Annotated in this window: 19 protein-coding genes and 1 pseudogene; 13 read left to right on the forward strand and 7 right to left on the reverse strand. The window is 71.2% G+C overall.

Annotation, left to right across the window (positions count from 1 at the left end):
* Positions 1-242: pseudogene (locus VH969_RS24125) on the reverse strand (hypothetical protein); the annotation flags it as partial.
* Positions 243-828: 586 nt separating this feature from the next.
* Between VH969_RS24125 and VH969_RS24130 the strand changes: the two are divergent.
* From VH969_RS24130 to VH969_RS24175, 10 genes are all read left to right on the forward strand, one after another.
* Positions 829-1923: an ABC transporter substrate-binding protein gene (locus VH969_RS24130; protein WP_331978034.1), complete on the forward strand. Its 1095-nt coding sequence runs from the start codon at positions 829-831 to the stop codon at positions 1921-1923.
* A 1-nt stretch (position 1924) separates the two neighbouring features.
* On the forward strand, positions 1925-3502 hold the full coding sequence (locus VH969_RS24135; RefSeq protein ID WP_331978036.1) for a sugar ABC transporter ATP-binding protein: 1578 nt from the start codon (positions 1925-1927) through the stop codon (positions 3500-3502).
* Positions 3495-4457, forward strand: coding sequence for an ABC transporter permease (locus VH969_RS24140; RefSeq protein WP_331978038.1), 963 nt, complete (start codon positions 3495-3497; stop codon positions 4455-4457). Before VH969_RS24135 ends, VH969_RS24140 begins: the two co-directional genes overlap by 8 nt.
* A gap of 53 nt (positions 4458-4510) precedes the next feature.
* Positions 4511-5476 carry an ABC transporter permease gene (locus VH969_RS24145; RefSeq protein ID WP_331978070.1) on the forward strand — a complete coding sequence of 322 codons (966 nt, stop codon included), beginning with the start codon at positions 4511-4513 and terminating at the stop codon, positions 5474-5476.
* A gap of 19 nt (positions 5477-5495) precedes the next feature.
* Positions 5496-8015, forward strand: coding sequence for a LamG-like jellyroll fold domain-containing protein (locus tag VH969_RS24150; RefSeq protein ID WP_414638611.1), 2520 nt, complete (start codon positions 5496-5498; stop codon positions 8013-8015).
* Between the two features lie 137 nt (positions 8016-8152).
* Entirely contained in the window at positions 8153-8590 is a 438-nt protein-coding gene (locus VH969_RS24155) for a YbaB/EbfC family nucleoid-associated protein (protein WP_331978042.1), read from the forward strand.
* A complete protein-coding gene (locus tag VH969_RS24160; protein WP_331978044.1) occupies positions 8587-8904 on the forward strand; it encodes a hypothetical protein in 318 nt (105 codons plus the stop codon). Before VH969_RS24155 ends, VH969_RS24160 begins: the two co-directional genes overlap by 4 nt.
* Positions 8897-9802: a hypothetical protein gene (locus VH969_RS24165; RefSeq protein ID WP_331978046.1), complete on the forward strand. Its 906-nt coding sequence runs from the start codon at positions 8897-8899 to the stop codon at positions 9800-9802. Before VH969_RS24160 ends, VH969_RS24165 begins: the two co-directional genes overlap by 8 nt.
* Entirely contained in the window at positions 9792-10589 is a 798-nt protein-coding gene (locus tag VH969_RS24170) for a hypothetical protein (RefSeq protein WP_331978048.1), read from the forward strand. Before VH969_RS24165 ends, VH969_RS24170 begins: the two co-directional genes overlap by 11 nt.
* On the forward strand, positions 10586-11074 hold the full coding sequence (locus VH969_RS24175) for a gluconokinase (RefSeq protein ID WP_331978050.1): 489 nt from the start codon (positions 10586-10588) through the stop codon (positions 11072-11074). The genes VH969_RS24170 and VH969_RS24175 overlap by 4 nt, the downstream gene beginning before the upstream one ends.
* 14 nt (positions 11075-11088) lie before the next feature.
* Here VH969_RS24175 and VH969_RS24180 read toward each other — a convergent pair whose 3' ends face one another.
* Positions 11089-12525: an Nramp family divalent metal transporter gene (locus tag VH969_RS24180; RefSeq protein WP_331978052.1), complete on the reverse strand. Its 1437-nt coding sequence runs from the start codon at positions 12523-12525 to the stop codon at positions 11089-11091.
* A 71-nt stretch (positions 12526-12596) separates the two neighbouring features.
* Between VH969_RS24180 and VH969_RS24185 the strand changes: the two genes are divergently transcribed.
* Entirely contained in the window at positions 12597-13586 is a 990-nt protein-coding gene (locus VH969_RS24185) for an o-succinylbenzoate synthase (protein ID WP_331978054.1), read from the forward strand.
* On the opposite strand, the gene VH969_RS24190 is transcribed toward VH969_RS24185, so the two are convergent.
* Positions 13579-14412, reverse strand: coding sequence for a ribokinase (locus VH969_RS24190; protein WP_331978056.1), 834 nt, complete (start codon positions 14410-14412; stop codon positions 13579-13581). The two genes, VH969_RS24185 and VH969_RS24190, sit on opposite strands and share 8 nt — an antisense overlap.
* Positions 14413-14453: 41 nt before the next feature.
* A complete protein-coding gene (gene mgrA, locus VH969_RS24195; RefSeq protein ID WP_331978058.1) occupies positions 14454-15491 on the reverse strand; it encodes an L-glyceraldehyde 3-phosphate reductase in 1038 nt (345 codons plus the stop codon).
* A gap of 46 nt (positions 15492-15537) precedes the next feature.
* On the opposite strand from mgrA, the gene VH969_RS24200 reads away from it, so the two are divergent.
* Entirely contained in the window at positions 15538-16122 is a 585-nt protein-coding gene (locus VH969_RS24200) for a DUF1361 domain-containing protein (RefSeq protein ID WP_331978060.1), read from the forward strand.
* A gap of 16 nt (positions 16123-16138) precedes the next feature.
* Here the strand turns inward: VH969_RS24200 and VH969_RS24205 are convergent, their stop codons facing one another.
* On the reverse strand, positions 16139-16543 hold the full coding sequence (locus tag VH969_RS24205) for a DUF6319 family protein (protein ID WP_331978062.1): 405 nt from the start codon (positions 16541-16543) through the stop codon (positions 16139-16141).
* Positions 16544-16653: 110 nt separating this feature from the next.
* On the opposite strand from VH969_RS24205, the gene VH969_RS24210 reads away from it, so the two are divergent.
* The gene (locus VH969_RS24210; protein WP_331978064.1) at positions 16654-17085 is read left to right on the forward strand and encodes a YybH family protein; all 432 of its coding nucleotides are present in this window, start codon (positions 16654-16656) and stop codon (positions 17083-17085) included.
* 1 nt (position 17086) lies between these two features.
* On the opposite strand, the gene VH969_RS24215 is transcribed toward VH969_RS24210, so the two are convergent.
* Positions 17087-17710 carry a LysE family translocator gene (locus tag VH969_RS24215; RefSeq protein ID WP_331978066.1) on the reverse strand — a complete coding sequence of 208 codons (624 nt, stop codon included), beginning with the start codon at positions 17708-17710 and terminating at the stop codon, positions 17087-17089.
* Positions 17711-17720: 10 nt separating this feature from the next.
* Positions 17721-18380: a DUF998 domain-containing protein gene (locus tag VH969_RS24220; RefSeq protein WP_331978068.1), complete on the reverse strand. Its 660-nt coding sequence runs from the start codon at positions 18378-18380 to the stop codon at positions 17721-17723.
* Between the last annotated feature and the right edge of the window lie 134 nt (positions 18381-18514).

Raw genomic sequence — 18514 nt, forward strand, 5'->3', positions numbered from 1 at the left:
GGAACGGGTTCGGTCTTGGGGAACTGGGCGAACTCCTCGACGGTGATGCCGAGGCCGGACTGGACCGGGTCGGGCAGCGGGTCCTGGATGGGTTCGTCCGCCGCGCCCTCGCTCGCCTGGCCGGTCGCGGCACCAGCCGATCCGGTGTCGAGGGGCGCCGCGGCCGCGGCCGGCGGGCCGGCCAGGCCCGCGACCAGCGCGACACCGGCGATCGTGACGAGCCACCGTCTCGTTCTTGACATTTCGCCCACCACCTTGGGGGGTCGAGGATGCAGGAAAGCGCTTTCCGGCAAGCGCTTTCCCGACCCTACAGACGGCGTCCCCACACGCGCAAGATGTCACGGTGGTCGGATGTTCACCCCCAAGATCGTCGCCGGCCGGAATGGCGGCGTCCGCGACACGCAGGTTCGAGGCGCTCGAGGCCGCCGCGAACACACGATCGAACATCACACATCCCGCGCGGAAGATCAGATCAATCGACTTTTCTCCACCTGGGACAGACCGGCCCGCGAGTCGCGTCGATGGGGCCGTACCGCACCACACTGCCCGCGCCGCCGACGGGGCTCGGCACCGCGACTCCGGCCCGCGAGCAGGCGCCGAGATCCACGCAATCGAGCGTCCGCCCGGCTAGCTGGCACTTTGCCGGGCGAGCCGACCACATGGCGGCCCGCCCGCTAGGCCGGTCGGCGGAGGAAATATTTGTTCGACCTCTGATCGAACATGTCCGTTATTTGTGCAGATCTTGACAGGTAAGTTTCGGATGTGACTGAATTTGATCGGCGAGGTTGCCGATCGGGGGCGGCCTCCGTGACGGCCAGGAGTGAGCCAATGGCGTCCTTCCATTCGATCCGCGCCACGCACCCCGCCCGCCTCGCCGGCGCCGCCGTGCTGTGTGCGGTGCTCGCGCTCAGCGCCTGCACCAAGTCCGAGGACGAGGGCGGTGGCAGCGAAACCCAGGGCACCGGCGGCGCTCAGGTCGCGGAGCAGCCGAAGGACGACGGTCCAACCTGCACGCTCGAGCAGTACGGCGGGGAGAAGCTCGACCTGAAGAACGCGGTCGTCGGGTTCTCGCAGTCGGAGAAGGAAGCGAACCCGTTCCGGATCGCCGAGACGCAGTCGATCAAGGACGAGGCCAGCAAGGTCGGCGTCAAGCAGCTGCTCACCACCAACGCGAACTCCCAGCTGAGCAAGCAGATCTCCGACATCCAGGACATGATCAACAAGGGCGCCCAGGCGCTGATCGTCGCGCCGCTCAACTCCGACGGGCTCGAGCCGGCGCTGGACGCCGCCCGCGCCAAGGACATCCCGGTGCTCACGATCGACCGCAAGGTCAACTCGAAGGCGTGCGAGGACTACGTGGCCTTCCTCGGCTCGGACTTCGTCGAGCAGGGCAAGCGCGCCGCCCAGGAGATGGCCAAGGGACTGGACAACAAGGGCAAGGTCGCGATCCTGCTCGGCTCCTCCGGCAACAACGTGACCACCGACCGCACCAAGGGCTTCGTCGACGAGATGAAGAACATCGCGCCCGACGTCGAGATCGTCGCCCAGCAGACCGGCGAGTTCGCCCGCGACAAGGGCCAGCAGGTCATGGAGCAGATCATCCAGGCCCAGCCGGACATCAACGGCGTCTACGCGGAGAACGACGAGATGGCGCTCGGCGCGCTCGTGGCGCTCAAGAGCGCGGGCAAGGCCCCGGGCAGCGACGTCCAGCTCGTCTCGATCGACGGCACCCGCAACGCCGTGCAGAAGATCGTGGACGGCGAGATGCTCGCGGTCGTCGAGTCCAACCCGCGCTTCGGCCCGCTCGCCTTCGCGACGCTGCAGAAGTTCCTGACCGGCGACGAGGTGGCGCAGAACGTCGTGATCAGCGACAAGCTCTACGGCAAGGACAACGCCTCCGCCGAGGTCGCGAACGCGTACTGACATGGCATCGGTGCTTACCGCCACGGCGATCGGCAAGCGGTTCCCCGGGGTCGTCGCGCTGTCCGATGTGGACATCGAGTTACGAGCCGGTGAGGTGCACGCGCTGGTCGGCGAGAACGGCGCCGGCAAGTCGACGTTGATCAAGGTGCTCACCGGGGTCTACGCCCCGGACGACGGCACGCTGACCTACGCGGACCGGACAGTCCACTTCGGACGACCGCTCGACGCGCAGGCCGCCGGCATCAGCACGGTGTACCAGGAGGTCAACCTGGTGCCGCTGCAGTCGGTGGCAAGCAACCTGTTCCTCGGCCGCGAGCCGCGGACCCGGTTCGGGCTGGTCGACTTCGGCGAGATGAACCGCCGCGCCCAGGGCCTGCTCGACTCCTACGGCGTGCACGTCGACGTCACCCGGCCGCTGCGCACGCTCGGCATGGGCGTGCAGCAGATGGTCGCGGTGGCGCGCGCGGCGGACACCCGCGCCCGCGTGGTGATCCTGGACGAGCCGACCTCCTCGCTCGAGCCACGCGAGGTCGACACGCTGTTCGCCATCGTCGAGCGGCTCAAGGCCGACGGCGTCGCGGTGCTCTACGTCAGCCACCGGCTCGACGAGCTGTACCGGATCTGCGACCGCGTCACCGTGCTGCGCGACGGCCGGCTCGTCCACAACGGACCGCTCGCGGACCTGCCCCGGCTCAAGCTCGTCGCGCTGATGCTCGGCCGGGACCTGGAGGAGGTCCGGCGCGAGGGGGCCACGAAGTTCGAGGGCGAGCACACCGCGGCGCAGACCGAGCCCGTGCTCGCCGCGACGGGGCTGACCGCCAAGCACCGGCTCGACGACGTGGACGTCACGGTCCGGCCGGGCGAGATCGTCGGGCTGGGCGGGCTGCTCGGCGCCGGCCGCAGCGAGACCGCGATGGCGATCGCCGGCGCGCTGCCGCTCGACAGGGGCGCGATCACCGTCGGCGGCAAGCGGTTGCGCACCGGGTCGGTCGCCGCCGCGATGCGCGCCGGCGTGGTGATGCTGCCCGAGGACCGCAAGGCCGACGGGATCCTGCCGGACCTGTCGGTGCGGGAGAACATCGTGCTCGCCGCGCTCCCCCGGCTCTCCGCGGCGGGCATCGTCTCGCGCGGCCGGCAGGACTCGATCGTGCGGACGTTCATGAAGCGGCTGCGGATCAAGGCCGCGAGCCCGGACCAGCGCGTCGGCGAGCTGTCCGGCGGCAACCAGCAGAAGGTGCTGCTCGCCCGGCTGCTGTGCACGCAGCCGAAGGTCCTGCTGCTCGACGAGCCGACCCGCGGCATCGACGTCGGCGCCAAGGCCGAGGTGCAGGCACTGGTCGACGAGCTGGCCGCGGACGGGCTCGGCGTGGTGCTGATCTCCTCGGAGTTCGACGAGGTCATCGAGGGCTCGGACGCGATCGTGGTGCTGCGCGAGGGAAAGGTCGTCGCGCGGCTTGCGGGTGCCGAGGTCAACGAGTCCGCGCTGCTGGCCGCGCTGGCCGAGGAAGACGCCGGGGAAGACGCCGGGGAAGACGCTGAGCAGACCGCCCGGGAGACCGCTGGGGAAACGGATGGATAGCACAGTCGCCGCTCCGCGCGGCACGACCGGGACCCGGGCCTGGATACGGGACAACGGGGTCTACGCCGCGATCGTCCTGCTCATCGCCTACAACCTCGCGTTCACCGAGAACTTCGCCTCGTTCGCGAACCTGAGCACCCAGCTCGTGCAGGTCGCCCCGGTCCTGATCGTCGCGCTCGGCATGGCGCTGGTGATCGGCACCGAGGGCGTGGACCTGTCGGTCGGCTCAGTGATGGCCATCGCCGCGGCGATCCTGCCGCTGTACCTGGGCTATGGCATCGTCCCGGCGATCGGGCTCGCGCTCGTCGCCGGCGCGCTGTGCGGGCTGCTCAACGGAACCCTGGTCGCGGTCGTCGGCATCCAGCCGATCGTCGCGACGCTCGCGCTGCTGGTCGGTGGCCGCGGCCTGGCACTCGTGTTCGCGAACGGGCAGCTCAAGGACATCCGCAACGCCGACCTGCTCGACCTCGGCTCCGGCAAGCTCCTCGGCATCCCGCTCGTCGTCTGGATCGCCGCCGTGCTCGCCGCGCTCGTCTGGCTGCTGGTGCGGTACACGACGTTCGGCCGCCAGCTGGTCGCGGTCGGCGGCAACCGGTCCGCGAGCGCGCTCGCCGGTCTGCCGGTCCGCCGGGTGCTGATGGCGACCTACGTGGCTAGCGGCGTGCTCGCGGCGATCGCCGGCATCGTCGCGACCGCGCGGCTGACCGCCTCGGACCCGTCGGCCATCGGAAACCTGTACGAGCTGTCCGCGATCACCGCGGTCGTGGTCGGCGGCACGCCGCTGTCCGGTGGCCGGGTGCGCATCCTCGGCACGGTCGCCGGCGCGCTGCTGATGCAGCTCATCACGGCGACGCTCATCAAGCACGACCTGCCGGACTCCACGGCGCAGATCGTCCAGGCCGTGATCATCGTGGTCGCGGTGTACCTGCAGCGGGCGAAAGCGGGTGGCCGGTGACCGCGATCAAGCAGGCGCACACCGTCGGGGCCGGCTCGGCCGCGACCGCCGAGATGACGCGCAAGGAGTGGCTCGCCGCGCTCGTGCAGCGGCGCGGGTCGATCGTGGTGCTCGCGCTCGTCGTGCTGGTCGCGTCGTTCACGTTCGACTCGTTCGCGACGGTCGACAACGTGGAGAACATCGCGATCCAGAGCAGCTTCCTCGCGATCGTCGCGCTCGGTATGACGTTCGTGATCATCTCGGGGGGCATCGACCTGTCCGTCGGCTCGGTGTACGCGCTCGGCGGCGTGCTGGCCGCGTGGGGCATCCAGTACGGCAGCCTCGTCGGGCTGTTGCTGCCGCTCGCGGTGTGCGGCGCGATCGGGCTGCTGAACGGCGCGCTCGTCGCGTACGGCCGCCTGGCGCCGTTCATCGTCACGCTGGCCACGCTGCTCGGCGCGCGCGGGCTGCTGCTCGCGATCACCGACGAGGGCTCGACGACCCGGCTGATGCCGCGCGACGACTGGCTCACCGAGATCGGCCAGGGCACGTTCCTGGGTCTCGGCGTCCCCGTGTGGGTCACGATCGTGCTGTTCGCGGCCGGCGTGGTCGTCCTGCAGCGCACCCGGTTCGGCCACTCGGTGTTCGCGATCGGCGGCAGCCAGGAGGCGGCCACGCTGATGGGCCTTCCGGTGGCCCGCAACACGATGCTGCTCTACGTCGCGAGCGGGCTGCTGGCCGGGCTCGCCGGCGCGCTCGCGGCCGCGTACTCCGCCTCGGGCGTGACGATCGTCGGCGAGGGCCTGGAGCTCGAGGCGATCGCGGCGGTCGTCATCGGCGGCACGCTGCTCACCGGCGGCGCCGGCACGGTCGGCGGCACGCTCGCCGGCGTGCTGCTGCTGCGTGTCATCCAGAACGTCATCAACCAGATCGGCACGCTGTCCTCGCACTACCAGTCGGTGGTCAGCGGCGCGTTCCTGGCCGTCGTCGTCGCGGTCCAGGCCTATCTCAGCCGCGCCTACCTCCGGGGGCGGCGATAACCAGGAGGTCGACCCTGCCATGCAGACCCCCAGCGAACCGACCGTACGAAGAAGGGTGCTCGGTGCGCTCACGGCGATCGTCACTACCGTGGCACTGATGCCAGCGATGCCCACGTCCGCGACCGCCGACCCGGTGTGGCACCCCGGCACCCCGCCGCTGTCCACGCCGTGGACCGACCAGGTGGGCCCGGACAACGCCCACCCCGAGTACCCGCGCCCGCAGCTGACCCGGGATCGCTGGCAGAACCTCAACGGTGTCTGGGAGTTCGCCGGGGCCGACGACCTGGCCACGCCGCCGGTCGGCCAGTCGCTCGGCGAGCGGGTCCTGGTGCCGTACCCGATCGAGTCCGCGCTCTCCGGCATCCAGCGCAGCGAGGACCGCATGTGGTACCGGCGCACGTTCGACGTGCCGGCCAAGTGGAAGATCGGCAAGGCCATGCGGCGGCTGGTACTGAACTTCGGGGCGGTCGACTACGACACCACCGTGTACGTCAACGGCCGCAAGGTGACCACGCACCGCGGCGGGTACGACAAGTTCGGTGTGGACATCACCGACGCGCTGGTGAAGAAGGGCCCGCAGGAGCTGATCGTCGGCGTCGAGGACCTCACCGACGCGACCTGGCAGCCGATCGGCAAGCAGCGCCGGGTGCCCGACCGCGGCATCTTCTACACCGCGAGCTCCGGCATCTGGCAGACGGTGTGGCTGGAACCCGTGTCCGCCAACCACGTCACGAAGCTCGACCTGACCCCGCACCTCGCCGACGGCAGCCTGTCGCTGACCGCGCGCACGCCGGCCGCCGCGACCGTCGAGGCCGTGGCGTACGACAGCGGCCGCGAGGTCGGCCGCGTCACCGGTCCGGCCAACGGCGAGCTGCGGCTGCCGGTGCCCGACGCGAAGCCGTGGTCGCCCGACTCGCCGTTCCTCTACGACCTGAAGGTGACGCTCGTCGACGGCCGCGGGCAGCGGCTGGACTCGGTCGGCTCGTACTTCGGCATGCGCGAGATCGGCATGACGCCGGGTGCGGACGGCAAGCTGCGGATGACGCTGAACGGCCGGATCCTCTTCCACATGGCCACGCTGGACCAGGGGTTCTGGCCGGACGGCATCCACACCGCACCGACCGACGAGGCGCTGCGGTTCGACCTCGAGCAGCACAAGCGGATGGGGTTCAACGCGGTCCGCAAGCACATCAAGGTGGAGCCGGACCGCTGGTTCTACGCCGCGGACCAGCTCGGTTTGCTGGTGTGGCAGGACATGCCGGCGATGAAGACGTCAGACGAGACCCCGCCGCCGGACGCCCGCGCGGAGTTCGAGCGCCAGCTGCACACGATGGTGGACCAGCACAACAGCTGGACGTCGGTCGTGGCGTGGGTGCCGTTCAACGAGGGCTGGGGCGAGTGGGACCGAACCGAGACCGGGCGGATCGCCGACGAGGTCAAGGCGCAGGACCCGAGCCGGCTGGTGAACGCGCACAGCGGGGTCAACTGCTGCGCCTCGCACGGCGACTCCGGGCGCGGTGACATGATCGACCACCACGCCTACGTCGGGCCCGCGCAGCCGGTGCCCGACGAGCGGCGCGTGTCCGTCGACGGCGAGCACGGCGGGTTCGGCCTCGAGGTCGACGGCCACATGTGGTTCGGCGAGGGGCACGCGTACGAGATGGAGCCGGACTCCGCGACGCTCACCCGGCGCTACGTCGAGAACCAGCGGGACGTGCTGAAATCGGCGCAGAGCTGCGGGATCTCCGGGGCGATCTACACGCAGATCACCGACGTGGAGCACGAGGTCAACGGCTTCTTCACCTATGACCGGCAGGTGGAGAAGATGGACTTCGACCAGGTTCGGGCGGTCAACCAGGAGATCATCGCGGGCGCGGACGGCTCCGGCGGCGGCACCGAGCCGCCCCCGCCCGGCACGCCCGGCCCGGACGGCATCCACTACTACCCGTTCGACGAGAACGCGGGCACGACGACCGCGGACGCGGTGGGCGACGCGGACGCGACGTTCGCCGGCAGTCCGACGTGGACGGCCGGCCACTCGGGGCCCGCGCTGGGGTTCGCGGGTGACGGGTCGCATGTGGACACCGGGCGCGCGCTGCTGGACACGACCGGCAACTACTCGGTCGCGGCGTGGGTCAAGCTCGACAGCCTCGGCGGCTTCGCGACCGCGGTGAGCCAGGACGGCTCGGCGGACAGCGGGTTCTTCCTGCAGTACTCCGGGGCGGACAACCGGTTCGCGTTCAGCTTCGTCGGCGTGCGTGCCCTCGCGCCCGCCCCACCGGAGACCGGCCGCTGGTACCACCTGGTCGGCGTCCGCGACGTCGTGTCGGGCACGCTGAAGCTGTACGTCGACGGCCAGTTGGCCGGCACGCAGACCGCGTGCGTGGGCAGCGACGCCACCGGCCACACGGTGATCGGCCGCGCGAAGTTCGGCGGCAACCCGGTGGACTTCTGGCGCGGTGCGATCGACCAGGTGCACGTCTACGACCGGGCCCTGCCGGACGCCGAGGTGGCGTCGCTGTACCAGTCCGGGCGCTGACCCCGGTGTGGTGCCGGCCGTTTCGGCGGCCGGCATCACACCGGGCGTACGGGCCTCGCCACCGAACGTCACCGCCGTGCGCTAGCCTGCCTGCAGGGGGGCGTGGCCGTGCCGCGCCGGAATTCTGGGGAGGCCGCGTGCAGCCGAATCCGTTCGACGGGATGGATCACGACGAGGTGCTGCGCACGCTGCGCGAGCAGGCGTCGGGCATCGAGGCGCGGGCCGAGCGGCTGCGCGCCGGGCTCGCCGCCGCCTCGGCGACGGCCTCGTCGCCCGACGGGGCCGTGACCGTGACGCTGTCGCCGACCGGCGCGCTGCAGGACATCTCGTTCTCCGCGAAGGCGGCCGGCCACAAGCCGGAAGCACTCGGCCCGCTCGTCATGTCCGCGGTCCGGGCCGCGCAGCGCCAGGTGTCCGCGAAGCTGACCGACTCGCTCCGCGACACCGCCGGCGAGTCCACCATGGAGTTCATCCGCCGGTTCATGCCGGAGGCCGAGCCGGCCAGACCCGTCCGTCGCGATCCCGGGGATGAGTACGGCTCGGTCCTGCGCAAGCGTTCCGGCGGCGGCCGATGACCGGCGACGATACCCACGTCGAGACCGACGAGCTGCGCACGTGGGGCCGCGGCGCGCGGGACCGGGCGGACCGCATGAACCAGGTGGCCACCGACGCGAGCGCGATCAACCTCGACATCGACGCGCTCGGCCTGATCCACCGCGCCTACTGCGGCGACCTCCAGACCCACGTACAGGCCCTGATCGGCAAGCTCCGCGGCACCGCACGCCACCTGGAGATCGACTCGACCGACGCCGACGCCGTCGCGAGCTCGTTCGACGACGTCGACCAGGCCCAGGCCGACCGGCTCACGAAGGGCGGCGGCCGTGGATAACCTCGTCAACGTCGGCGGCGACGACTGGGACGCGTCGTACGCCGGCGGCGGCCCGGCCGACTCGGTGGCGCAGATCGTCAGGTCCATCGAGCAGGACGACGCCTTCTCCCTGGTCGCCAACGGCGTGACGCTCGGGTTGGACATGCTGGGCGTGCTGGAAAGCCCGATCAAGGCGCTCGCCGGCTCGGTCGTCAGCTGGCTGATGGAGCACATCGGCTTCCTGGACTGGTTCCTCGACGTCACGGCCGGCGACCCGCAGGTCGTGGAGGACGCGGTCGAGACGTGGCGGCAGGCGGCACGCGACCTCGACCAGCTCGCCGCGGACCACGCCGACTCGCTGTCCGACGTGCCGACGTACGTCGCGGGCGGGTCGGGCTCGTTCAACGCGTTCTTCGAGACCGTGCTGCCACGCGCGGAGGACATCAAGGCACGCGGCCTCGCCTGCGCCGGCCAGGCCAGCGCGCTGACCGTCGACGCGGCGATCGTGTCGACCCTGCGGGGCACCATCCGCGACCTGATCGCGGAGTTCGTCCTGTGGCTGATCAAGACGATGGCGAAGTACTTCGCCCTGGCGCCCTACACCGGTGGCGCCTCGCTCGCCTGGGCCGCCTACGAGAGCTACCTCGAGGCGTCGAAGGTCGCGCACGAGCTCATCGAGAGGCTGGCCCAGGTGTCCAGGCGGCTGGCGGTCGTGTCGAGGGAGCTGGACGGCATCAGGCAAGCGCTCGAGATCCTCGCCAAGAACGTGCTCACGTCGGGCGCCAAGGGCGCCTATCTGTCCACACAGGACCCCGAGCTGTCGAAGGCGGACCAGGCCGTCGCCCGCCGCGATCCGCCGCCGGCGCCGCCACCGAGTACGCCCAGGTGGCGGGTGCAGGGCACGCTCGATGACGGCTGACGTGCACGCGTACCTGCGGCGGTACTGGCGGCGCTACACGATCGGCGTGTTCCTGCCGGTGCTGTCGGCGGTCGGGGTCTCCGTGTGGCTGTGCCTGCGCAACGGCTGGCCCGGCTACGACATGGCGCTCCTGCTGTCGTTCGAGGCGCTGCTCGTCGGGTACGCCTACGTCGCGGTCGGTCACAACGCGGGCAGACCGCATGCGTGGTCGCGGAGCGCGGCCAGGTTCGGCGCGGTCGCCTTCCTGTTCGCCTGCATCGCGTCGAACAACAACGTAGGGTCGTACCAGCCGGCCGCGCTGGGCTTGTTCGGTGTCGGCACGGCGGTGGTCATCGGTTGGGCACTGGCCTGGCATGCGAAAGTCATGGCCGAGGACCAGGTCGGTCCGGAGGAGGTCATGGCAGCCGGCCTCGATGCGAGCTTCGACGCCCGAAACCATCCGGCCAGGATCGAGGTGGACGCGGACAAGGTCCAGATCGTCATCAAGGACCGGTGGGACCGCCCGGACCGGCACGTGCAGACATCGAGCCTGTCCTGCGCGCTGCGGGAGGTCACCTCGGTGAAGGCCGAGTACCTGCGGCGCGGGCGCACGCACCGGCTGCAGGAGTGCCCGCTGGTGCAGATCGAGCTCACCCCGGGCCCGGTCCTGCGGCTGGGTACGCCACGAGGCGAGTGGATCTTTCCGACCGACCGCGCGTACACCGTCCGCGACATCATCGAGCAGCGGCTCAAGAACGGTGCCGGGCGGCCGAACCTCAACACGTTCCTGCCCAGGGACATGCGATGACGCACGTCGTGGTCATGGGGGTCACCGGCTCGGGGAAGACGACCGTCGGCGCGGCGCTGGCGCGACGGCTCGGCGTGCCGTTCGCGGACGCGGACGAGTTTCACAGTGCGGCGAACGTCGCGAAGATGTCCGCCGGCGTTCCGCTCGACGACGCCGACCGGGTGCCGTGGCTGCACGCCATCGGCGAGTGGCTGGCGGCCCGCGACGGCGACGTCGTCAGCTGCTCGGCACTCAAGCGCGCCTACCGCGACGTCCTGCGCGAGCACGTGCCGGACGTGTTCTTCGTACACCTGCACGGCGACCCGGAGACCGTGCGGCGGCGCGTCGCCGGGCGAGCCGGGCACTTCATGCCCGCCTCGCTCGTCGCCTCCCAGTTCGCGGCACTCGAGCCGCTGGGCGAGGACGAGCACGGGGTCGTGCTCGCCCTCGACGCGCCGGTCGCCGACCTGGTCGACGCCGCCGCCAGGTCCGTCCGGGGCAGCTAGTGTCCCGCGGGACACTAGCCGAAGAGCTTGCCGCCCTGGTCGATGATCGTCAGCACACTCAGCACGCCGAAGAGCGCCACCGACCAGCCCAGCACGACGACCCGCGCGCCGCGGATCTTGATCGCGTCCGGCAGGACCTTGCGGTTCAGCACGAGCAGCAGGATCGAGTAGATGAACATCATCACGCCGCCCACGCACGCCGAGATCACCAGCAGCACCAGCGGCTGCGCGAAGCCGGCCAGCGTGATCAGGCAGCCGATCAGCACGAGCACCCACACCACGGCGAAGTAGAGGGTGCTCTCCTTGACCCGCTCCGCGTACGCGGTCTTCACGACGTCCGCGACCATCCGCGAGCTGTAGTCCACGATCCCCAGCGACGCCGCGAACAGCGAGAACGCACCGACGACCCAGAAGAACGTGCCGAACCAGCCGCCGACGATCGAGCTCAGCTGGTTGCCCTCGACCTGCAGGAAGTCGATGCCGTTGGCGAGGTCGTCGCGGCCGTACACCGTCGAGTACGCAAGCAGCGAGGTGAAGAGGATGGTCACGAACGTGATCAGCACGAATGTGTAGAGCTGCTCACGGTTCGCGAACCGCCACCACGCCCGCCAGTGACCGAGGTTCTGCTCGGTGGGCTCGAAGATGAAGCCGGTGCTCGGCGCGGCCTCGGGCTCGCCGGTCACCGGGCTCTTGATCCGCGGCACGTACCGGCCCATGCCGAAGCCCTTGTCGCGGATCCAGTTGCTCTGCACCAGGTTCTGCCCACCGCCGGCACCGGCGAACGCCAGCGCGCCGAGCAGCAGCGCGAACCCGAGCTCGGTCGGCACGCTCGCGTCGGTCACGATCTTCGGGACGTCCGCCCACGCGTCGGCGGAGATCGCGACGAACGCGCCGACCAGGAGCAGCACCAGCACCGCGGCGACCTTGAGCATCTGCGCGCGTTCCAATGCCACGTAGACGACCGGCGCGAGCGTCAGGATGAGACCGATCGCGACCAGCATGCCGATCGTGATCCACTTGACGTCGCCGCCCCACAGGTAGGTCACCAGCGTCGCCGAGCTGGAAGCCCAGCCGGGCCACAGGTTCGCGAGGAGCGTGAGGATCGCGAACACCAGGCCCCAGTGCCGCCAGAACCGGCTGAACCCGGTAAGCGCGGTCTCGCCCGTCGCGAGCGTGTACCGCTCGATCTCCATGTTGAGGAAGAACTGCGTGACCAGGCCGACCAGCGCGGCCCAGACGAACACGAGACCGACCTGGGACGCGATGTAGGGGAAGAGAATGAACTCACCGCTCGCCAGCCCGACACCGGCGGCGATGATCCCCGGGCCGATGATCCGCCAGGTCGACGCGGGAGGTTCGGGTAAGGCGCGAATCTCGGGCTTGGCCAGGTGCTTCACGGGAAATCGGTCGACAACCGAGGTCGCCGCCGCTTCCTTGTGCTGCCTCGTCATGTGCGTTCATCCCCTCTCAGACAGGGTGTACGCAAAATCCTAACGGCCCCGATCGGATAGCGTCGGTCGTGATGAAGACGATGATCGACTTCGACACGGCGCGGACGTTCGCGATCCCGCTCACCACGCGGTTTCGCGGCATCGACGTGCGCGAGGGGATGCTGATCGAGGGGCCTGCCGGGTGGGGCGAGTTCTCCGCGTTCGAGGAGTACGACGACGCCGAGTCCGCGTCCTGGCTGACCTCCGCGCTCGAGGCGTGCACGGTCGGCTGGCCGGACCCGGTGCGCGGCCGGATTCCGGTCAACGCGACGGTTCCCGCGGTGGGCGCGGCGCAGGCACACCGGATCGCCGCGTCGTCGGGTTGCCGGACGGTGAAGGTGAAGGTGGCCGACTCGCCGTCCTCGCTGCCGGCGGACATCGAGCGGCTGGAGGCGGTGCGCGACGCGCTCGGCCCGTCGGGGCTGGTGCGCTGCGACGCGAACGGCGCGTGGGACGTGGACACGGCGGTGTCCATGATCGGCGTGCTGGACCGTGCGGCGGGCGGGCTGGAGTACGTGGAGCAGCCGTGTCCCTCGATCGAGGAGCTGGCGCTCGTCCGGCGCCGCGTCGACGTGCGGATCGCGGCCGACGAGTCGATCCGCCGGGCCGCCGACCCGTTGCGCGTGGCGGTCGCGGAGGCCGCGGACGTGGCGGTGCTGAAGGCCACCCCCCTCGGCGGCGTGCGGCGGGCGCTGCGGGTGGCGGAGGCGTGCGGGCTGCCGTGCGTGGTGTCCTCGGCGCTGGAGACGAGCGTCGGGCTGGCGGCCGGCGTGGCGCTGGCGGGCGCGCTCCCGTCGCTGGAGTTCGCCTGCGGGCTGGGCACCCTGTCGCTGCTGACGTCCGACGTGGTCGGTGCGCCGCGGGCACTGCGCCCGGTGGACGGCTACCTCCCGGTCTCGCCCGTCCCGCCCACGCCGGACCCCGCGCTGCTGGACCGGTACGAGCTGACCGACCCGGCGCGGGCTGCCTGGTGGCGGGACCGCCTGGCGCGCCTGGTGGAGCAGGGCCGCGTGGTCAGCTGAGCTCCTCGCGGGTGGGGCTCGACTGGGCGCCCCAGCGGGTGGTGGACAGGCCGGCCACGCGGACCGCCCACCCGGTGGCTTCGACGAGCGTGCTGCCCCGGGCCAGGCCGTCAGCGAGGGCGCCGCAGAACGCGTCACCCGCGCCGGTCGCGTCCACGGCGTCCACTTCGGTCGCCGGGACGTGCGTGGGCTTGCCGTTGTCGACCACCAGCGCGCCGTCCGCGCCCAGGGTGACCACGACGGCACGCGGGCCGGAAAGCTCGGCCGCGAGCGCGGCCGCCTCGTCGGGGGTCGACGGTTCCGGCGCCCCCGCGAGCACACCCAGCTCCGACCGGTTCGGCACCAGGACGTCCACCTGCGACAGGAGATCGGGCGGCAGCTCGCGTGCCGGCGCCGGGTTCAGCACCACCCGGCCGCGGGCCGCGCGCACGGCGGCCGCGACGACCTCGAGCGAGATCTCCAGCTGTACCAACATGACCGCCGCGTCCATGAGCAACGACCCGGCGGCCTCGATATCGGCCGGACCGAGGCGGGCGTTCGCCCCGGGGCTGACCGCGATCGTGTTCTCGCCGCCCTCGGCGACGGTGATCAGCGCGATGCCGCTGGGCACGTCCGGCACCCGGCGCAGCCACGACGTGTCCACCCCGGCACCGTCCAATGCGGACACGATGGTCGGCGCGAGCGAGTCGTCGCCCACGCAGCCGACGAACGCGACCGGCGAGCCGAGCTTGGCCGCGGCGACCGACTGGTTGGCGCCCTTGCCGCCCGGCGTGCGCAGGTGGTCGCCGCCGAGCACGGTCTCCCCCGGCCCCGGCAAGGTCGCCACGGGAACGACGAAATCCACGTTGCAGGATCCGACGACGGCGATCATTCTTCCGACGACCGGGCCCAGAGGTTGATGCCGCTCTCCTCGGCGAAGCGGTCGATCTCGGCCAGCTCGTCGTCGGTGAACTCCAGCGTGTCCAGGGCCGCGAGGTTGTCCTCCAGCTGCCGCACGCTCGACGCGCCGATCAGCGTCGAGGTCATCCGCTCGTCGCGCAGGGTCCAGGCCAGGGCCATCTGCGCGAGCGTCTGCCCGCGGCTCTTCGCGATGTCGTTCAGCCCGCGGATGCGGCCCAGGTTGTCCTCGCTGAGGAAGTCCTTCGGCAGCGAGCCGTCGCGGCTGGCGCGCGAGCCCTCGGGGATCCCGTCGAGGTACCGGTCGGTCAGCATGCCCTGCGCCAGCGGCGAGAACCCGATGCAGCCGACGCCGAGCTCGCCCAGCGTGTCCAGCAGCTCCGGCTCGATCCAGCGGTTGAGCATCGAGTACGACGGCTGGTGGATCAGCAGCGGCACGCCCATGCCGGCGAGCAGCGCGTGCGCCTCACGGGTTTTCGCCGGCGAGTACGACGAGATGCCGACGTAGAGCGCCTTGCCCCGCGCCACCGCGGTGGCGAGCGCACCCATCGTCTCGTCGAGCGGCGTGTCCGGGTCGAAGCGGTGCGAGTAGAAGATGTCGACGTAGTCCAGGCCCATCCGTGCGAGGCTCGCATCGAGGCTCGCGAGCAGGTACTTGCGCGAGCCGCCGCCCTGGCCGTACGGGCCGGGCCACATGTCGTAGCCGGCCTTCGTGGAGATGACCAGCTCGTCCCGGAACGGCCGGAAGTCCTGCGCCATGAGCGTGCCGAAGTTCTCCTCGGCGGAGCCGTAGGGCGGGCCGTAGTTGTTCGCGAGGTCGAAGTGGGTGACGCCGCGGTCGAAGGCGCGGCGCAGGATCTCCCGGCAGTGCTCGAGCGAGACCTCGGTGCCGAAGTTCTGCCACAGGCCGAGCGAGATCGCGGGCAGGTCCAGGCCGCTGTCCCCGGTACGGCGGTAGGACATCTGGTCGTAGCGGTCCGGAGCGGGGCCGTAGGCCGGAGTCGTCATCTTTTCGCGTCTCCTCGAGACGGGGTTCGCGGGTAGCGTGCATGGTATGTCCGCGCTGGTGGGCAACGTCGGCTGGATGGGCTGGAACCTGGTGCTCGCACTGGTTCCGCTCGGTCTCGCGCGGTTCCTGTTCGGTCACCGCCCGCGACCGGTCTGGCTGTTGTGGACGGGCGGCGTGGTGTTCGTGGCGTTCCTGCCCAACGCGCCGTACGTGCTGACCGACATCCTCCACATCCCGGCCGACATGGCCGTGGCGCACGACTCGCCCTGGCTCGCGGCCGCGCTGCTCGCGCAGTACGCGTTGCTCGTCGGCGCCGGCTTCGTGGCGTACGTGCTGTCGCTGGTCCGGCTGGAGCGGTGGCTCGCCGAACGCGGCCTGTCGCACGGGGCGGTGCTCGGGATAGACCTGTCGCTGCACGCGTTGTGCGCGGTCGGGATCCTGCTGGGCCGGGTGTTCCGGTTCAACTCGTGGGACGTGCTGACCGACCCGCGCGGGCTGCTCGGCACGCTGACCGTGCCCCACCCGCGGACGATGGTCGTGCTGGCGATCCTGTTCACGGTGCTCGCCGGCGGGGCGGCAGTGCTGCGCGCCCTGCCGGCGATCGTGAACCGGGCGGCCCGGTCGGTCTAGGCGCGCCCGGCGGGCGCTAACCGTCCTGCAGGTTGGCGAGCTTCGCCTTCACCTGGTCCAGCTCGGCCTCCAGCTCGGCGAGGCGCGCCTGGTGCTGCTCGCGGGCGGCGTCCAGCACGCCCTCGATGGCCTTGGAGATGTCCTCGTGCAGCTCGGCGGCGGCGCGCGACACGGCGGCGGCGGGGATCGCGAGGCCCTGCAGCAGGCGGGTGCCGGACTGGGTCAGCTCGGCCTGCCACTCGCCGTCCATCGTGCCGGTGACCGTCAGGGTCAGCTCGACCGTGCGGGTCTTGCGGGCGGTGCTGCCGGGCTTGCGGCCACGCTTGCGGGGCGCCTCCGACGGGGTCTGCGGGGCCGCCGCCGCGACCTCGGGCGTCGCCGGGGTGGTCGGCTCCTTCGCCTCGCTGGGGGTGGACACCATCACGCTCCTTGGTCTGATCAACACTGCGGAAACGCAACATTAGAACATGCGTTCCCCAGCCGCATGCCGGGGCCCGGTCACACTTTCCGGCCGCCACGGGTCATCCGGTCATGACCACGCAACACGACGAAACAGCCCTCCGGGCTCTGATCGACACGCTGGTCGAGGCCGTGCGCGCCAAGGACCTCGACCGGGTGGCGCGGATCTTCGCGCCGGACATCGTGTCGTACGACATCGAGCCGCCGATGCGGCACCTGGGGGCGGCGGCGAAGGCGGGCAACTGGGCGCGCGTCTTCGGGACGTACCAGGAGCTCGACTACGAGGTGCGCGACCTCGCGCTCACCGTGAGCGGTGACGTGGCGTTCGTGCACAGCCTCAACCGCCTCAGTGGCACGCTGACCGGCGGCCACCGGACCGCGACCTGGGTCCGGTGGACCGGCTGCTTCCGCCGGATCGACGGCACCTGGCTCATCGCGCACGACCACGTCTCGGTGCCGCTCGACCTCCCGAGCGGGAAGGCGTTGCTGGATCTCGAGCCCTGAGTCAGTCGTGGCGGTTGGTCAGCGCGAGGCTCGCACCCAGGCCGATCATCATCAGGCCGCCGGTGCCGCCGATCGCGGCCAGCCGCCGCGGCGAGCGGGCGAACCACATGCGGGCCGTGCCCGCGGCGAAGGCCCACACGCTGTCGCACATCACCGCCATGATCGGGAACAGCGCGCCGAGCAGCAGCATCTGCGCGGAGTTCTCGGTGAACCCGGGCAGCGCCACGACCATGAAAACGATCGTCTTCGGGTTGGTGAAGCCGACGACGACGCCGTCCCGCAGCGCCCGGGCCGGGCCGATGCGGGAGACGGAGGCGGCGAGCGCTTCGGTCACCTTGCGGCGGTGGCGGACCGCCTGCACGCCCAGGTAGACCAGGTACGCGGCACCGGCCAGCTTGACCACGGTGAACACCGCGGCCGACTGCTCCACGACCACGCCGACGCCACACGCCACGGCGACCACCTGCAGGTAGGCGCCCAGCGCGTTGCCGGCGACCGTCAGCAGCGCCTCGCGGCGGCCGACGGTGAGCGCCCGGCCGATGGTGAACAGCACGCTCGGCCCCGGGATCACGATCATGACCAGCGACAGGGCGGCGAACGCGAGAACCTCGCTCGTCGACATCACGCCGTCGAGATTAAACGGGGACGCCCACCTCGTCGCGGGATTTTGCCCGCGCCAGCAGGCCGGCCAGCACGACCGCGAGCGACGCGACCGCGGTCAGCGCCATGAAGCGCTCGACGAGCCCGAGCGGCACGAACAACCACCACGGCCCGCCGCCGGCGAGCATCCGCAGGACGCCGACGAGCAGGACGCCGAGCCCGGAGAGCGACAGCACGCCGAGCAGTCGCGCGGCGAGCCGCCGGCCCGGTGCGGCGGCGAACGCCGTCGGGGCGACGAGGAGCACCGCGAGCGGCAGCGCGACGAACCCGACGACGCTGGCCCACCGGTGGATCACCCCGCCGGTGCTCGGTCCGACCGTCCAGTCGGTCTTGGTGAACCAGACGACCACGAGCAGGCTGAGCGTCCACAACGCACCCAACGCGACGGGCAGCGAGAGCGGCCGGACGAGACCGCGCCGGACGAGGTCGGCGAAGGCGAGGGCCGACCCGGCCGCGATGAGCAGCACGGCGATGTCGAAGATCCACTTGTTGGGCCCGAGCGCGTACTGGCTGATCGTCCGGCGCACGATGTTCACCTCGTTGCTGGGCGGCAGCACGTGCAGCGCGAGCGTGAGGACGACGCCGAGCACGAGCGCACCGAGGCTCACCACCGTCAGCGATCTGCCCGAGCCCATGAGCCGAGGTTAACCGCCGCGGGTGAGAGCGAGGTAAGAAGACAAACCGGACAGCGCGGCCAGGTCCGGCGCGACGCTGCGGGACACGCGCGTCGGCGACGCGCCGTGGCCGGCCGACGCCTGGTGCGGCGGGA

It is taken from the genome of Actinophytocola sp. (assembly GCF_036555685.1).
Taxonomy (GTDB): domain Bacteria; phylum Actinomycetota; class Actinomycetes; order Mycobacteriales; family Pseudonocardiaceae; genus Actinophytocola.

Bases quoted from the DNA above. Each gene is read 5' to 3' on its own strand.
- VH969_RS24130 (WP_331978034.1), top strand. From the start codon at position 829: ATGGCGTCCTTCCATTCGATCCGCGCCACGCACCCCGCCCGCCTCGCC.
- VH969_RS24135 (WP_331978036.1), top strand. From the start codon at position 1,925: ATGGCATCGGTGCTTACCGCCACGGCGATCGGCAAGCGGTTCCCCGGG.
- VH969_RS24140 (WP_331978038.1), top strand. From the start codon at position 3,495: ATGGATAGCACAGTCGCCGCTCCGCGCGGCACGACCGGGACCCGGGCC.
- VH969_RS24145 (WP_331978070.1), top strand. From the start codon at position 4,511: ATGACGCGCAAGGAGTGGCTCGCCGCGCTCGTGCAGCGGCGCGGGTCG.
- VH969_RS24150 (WP_414638611.1), top strand. From the start codon at position 5,496: ATGCAGACCCCCAGCGAACCGACCGTACGAAGAAGGGTGCTCGGTGCG.
- VH969_RS24160 (WP_331978044.1), top strand. From the start codon at position 8,587: ATGACCGGCGACGATACCCACGTCGAGACCGACGAGCTGCGCACGTGG.
- VH969_RS24170 (WP_331978048.1), top strand. From the start codon at position 9,792: ATGACGGCTGACGTGCACGCGTACCTGCGGCGGTACTGGCGGCGCTAC.
- VH969_RS24175 (WP_331978050.1), top strand. From the start codon at position 10,586: ATGACGCACGTCGTGGTCATGGGGGTCACCGGCTCGGGGAAGACGACC.
- VH969_RS24180 (WP_331978052.1), bottom strand. From the start codon at position 12,525: ATGACGAGGCAGCACAAGGAAGCGGCGGCGACCTCGGTTGTCGACCGA.
- VH969_RS24185 (WP_331978054.1), top strand. From the start codon at position 12,597: ATGAAGACGATGATCGACTTCGACACGGCGCGGACGTTCGCGATCCCG.
- mgrA (WP_331978058.1), bottom strand. From the start codon at position 15,491: ATGACGACTCCGGCCTACGGCCCCGCTCCGGACCGCTACGACCAGATG.
- VH969_RS24200 (WP_331978060.1), top strand. From the start codon at position 15,538: ATGTCCGCGCTGGTGGGCAACGTCGGCTGGATGGGCTGGAACCTGGTG.
- VH969_RS24205 (WP_331978062.1), bottom strand. From the start codon at position 16,543: ATGGTGTCCACCCCCAGCGAGGCGAAGGAGCCGACCACCCCGGCGACG.
- VH969_RS24210 (WP_331978064.1), top strand. From the start codon at position 16,654: ATGACCACGCAACACGACGAAACAGCCCTCCGGGCTCTGATCGACACG.
- VH969_RS24220 (WP_331978068.1), bottom strand. From the start codon at position 18,380: ATGGGCTCGGGCAGATCGCTGACGGTGGTGAGCCTCGGTGCGCTCGTG.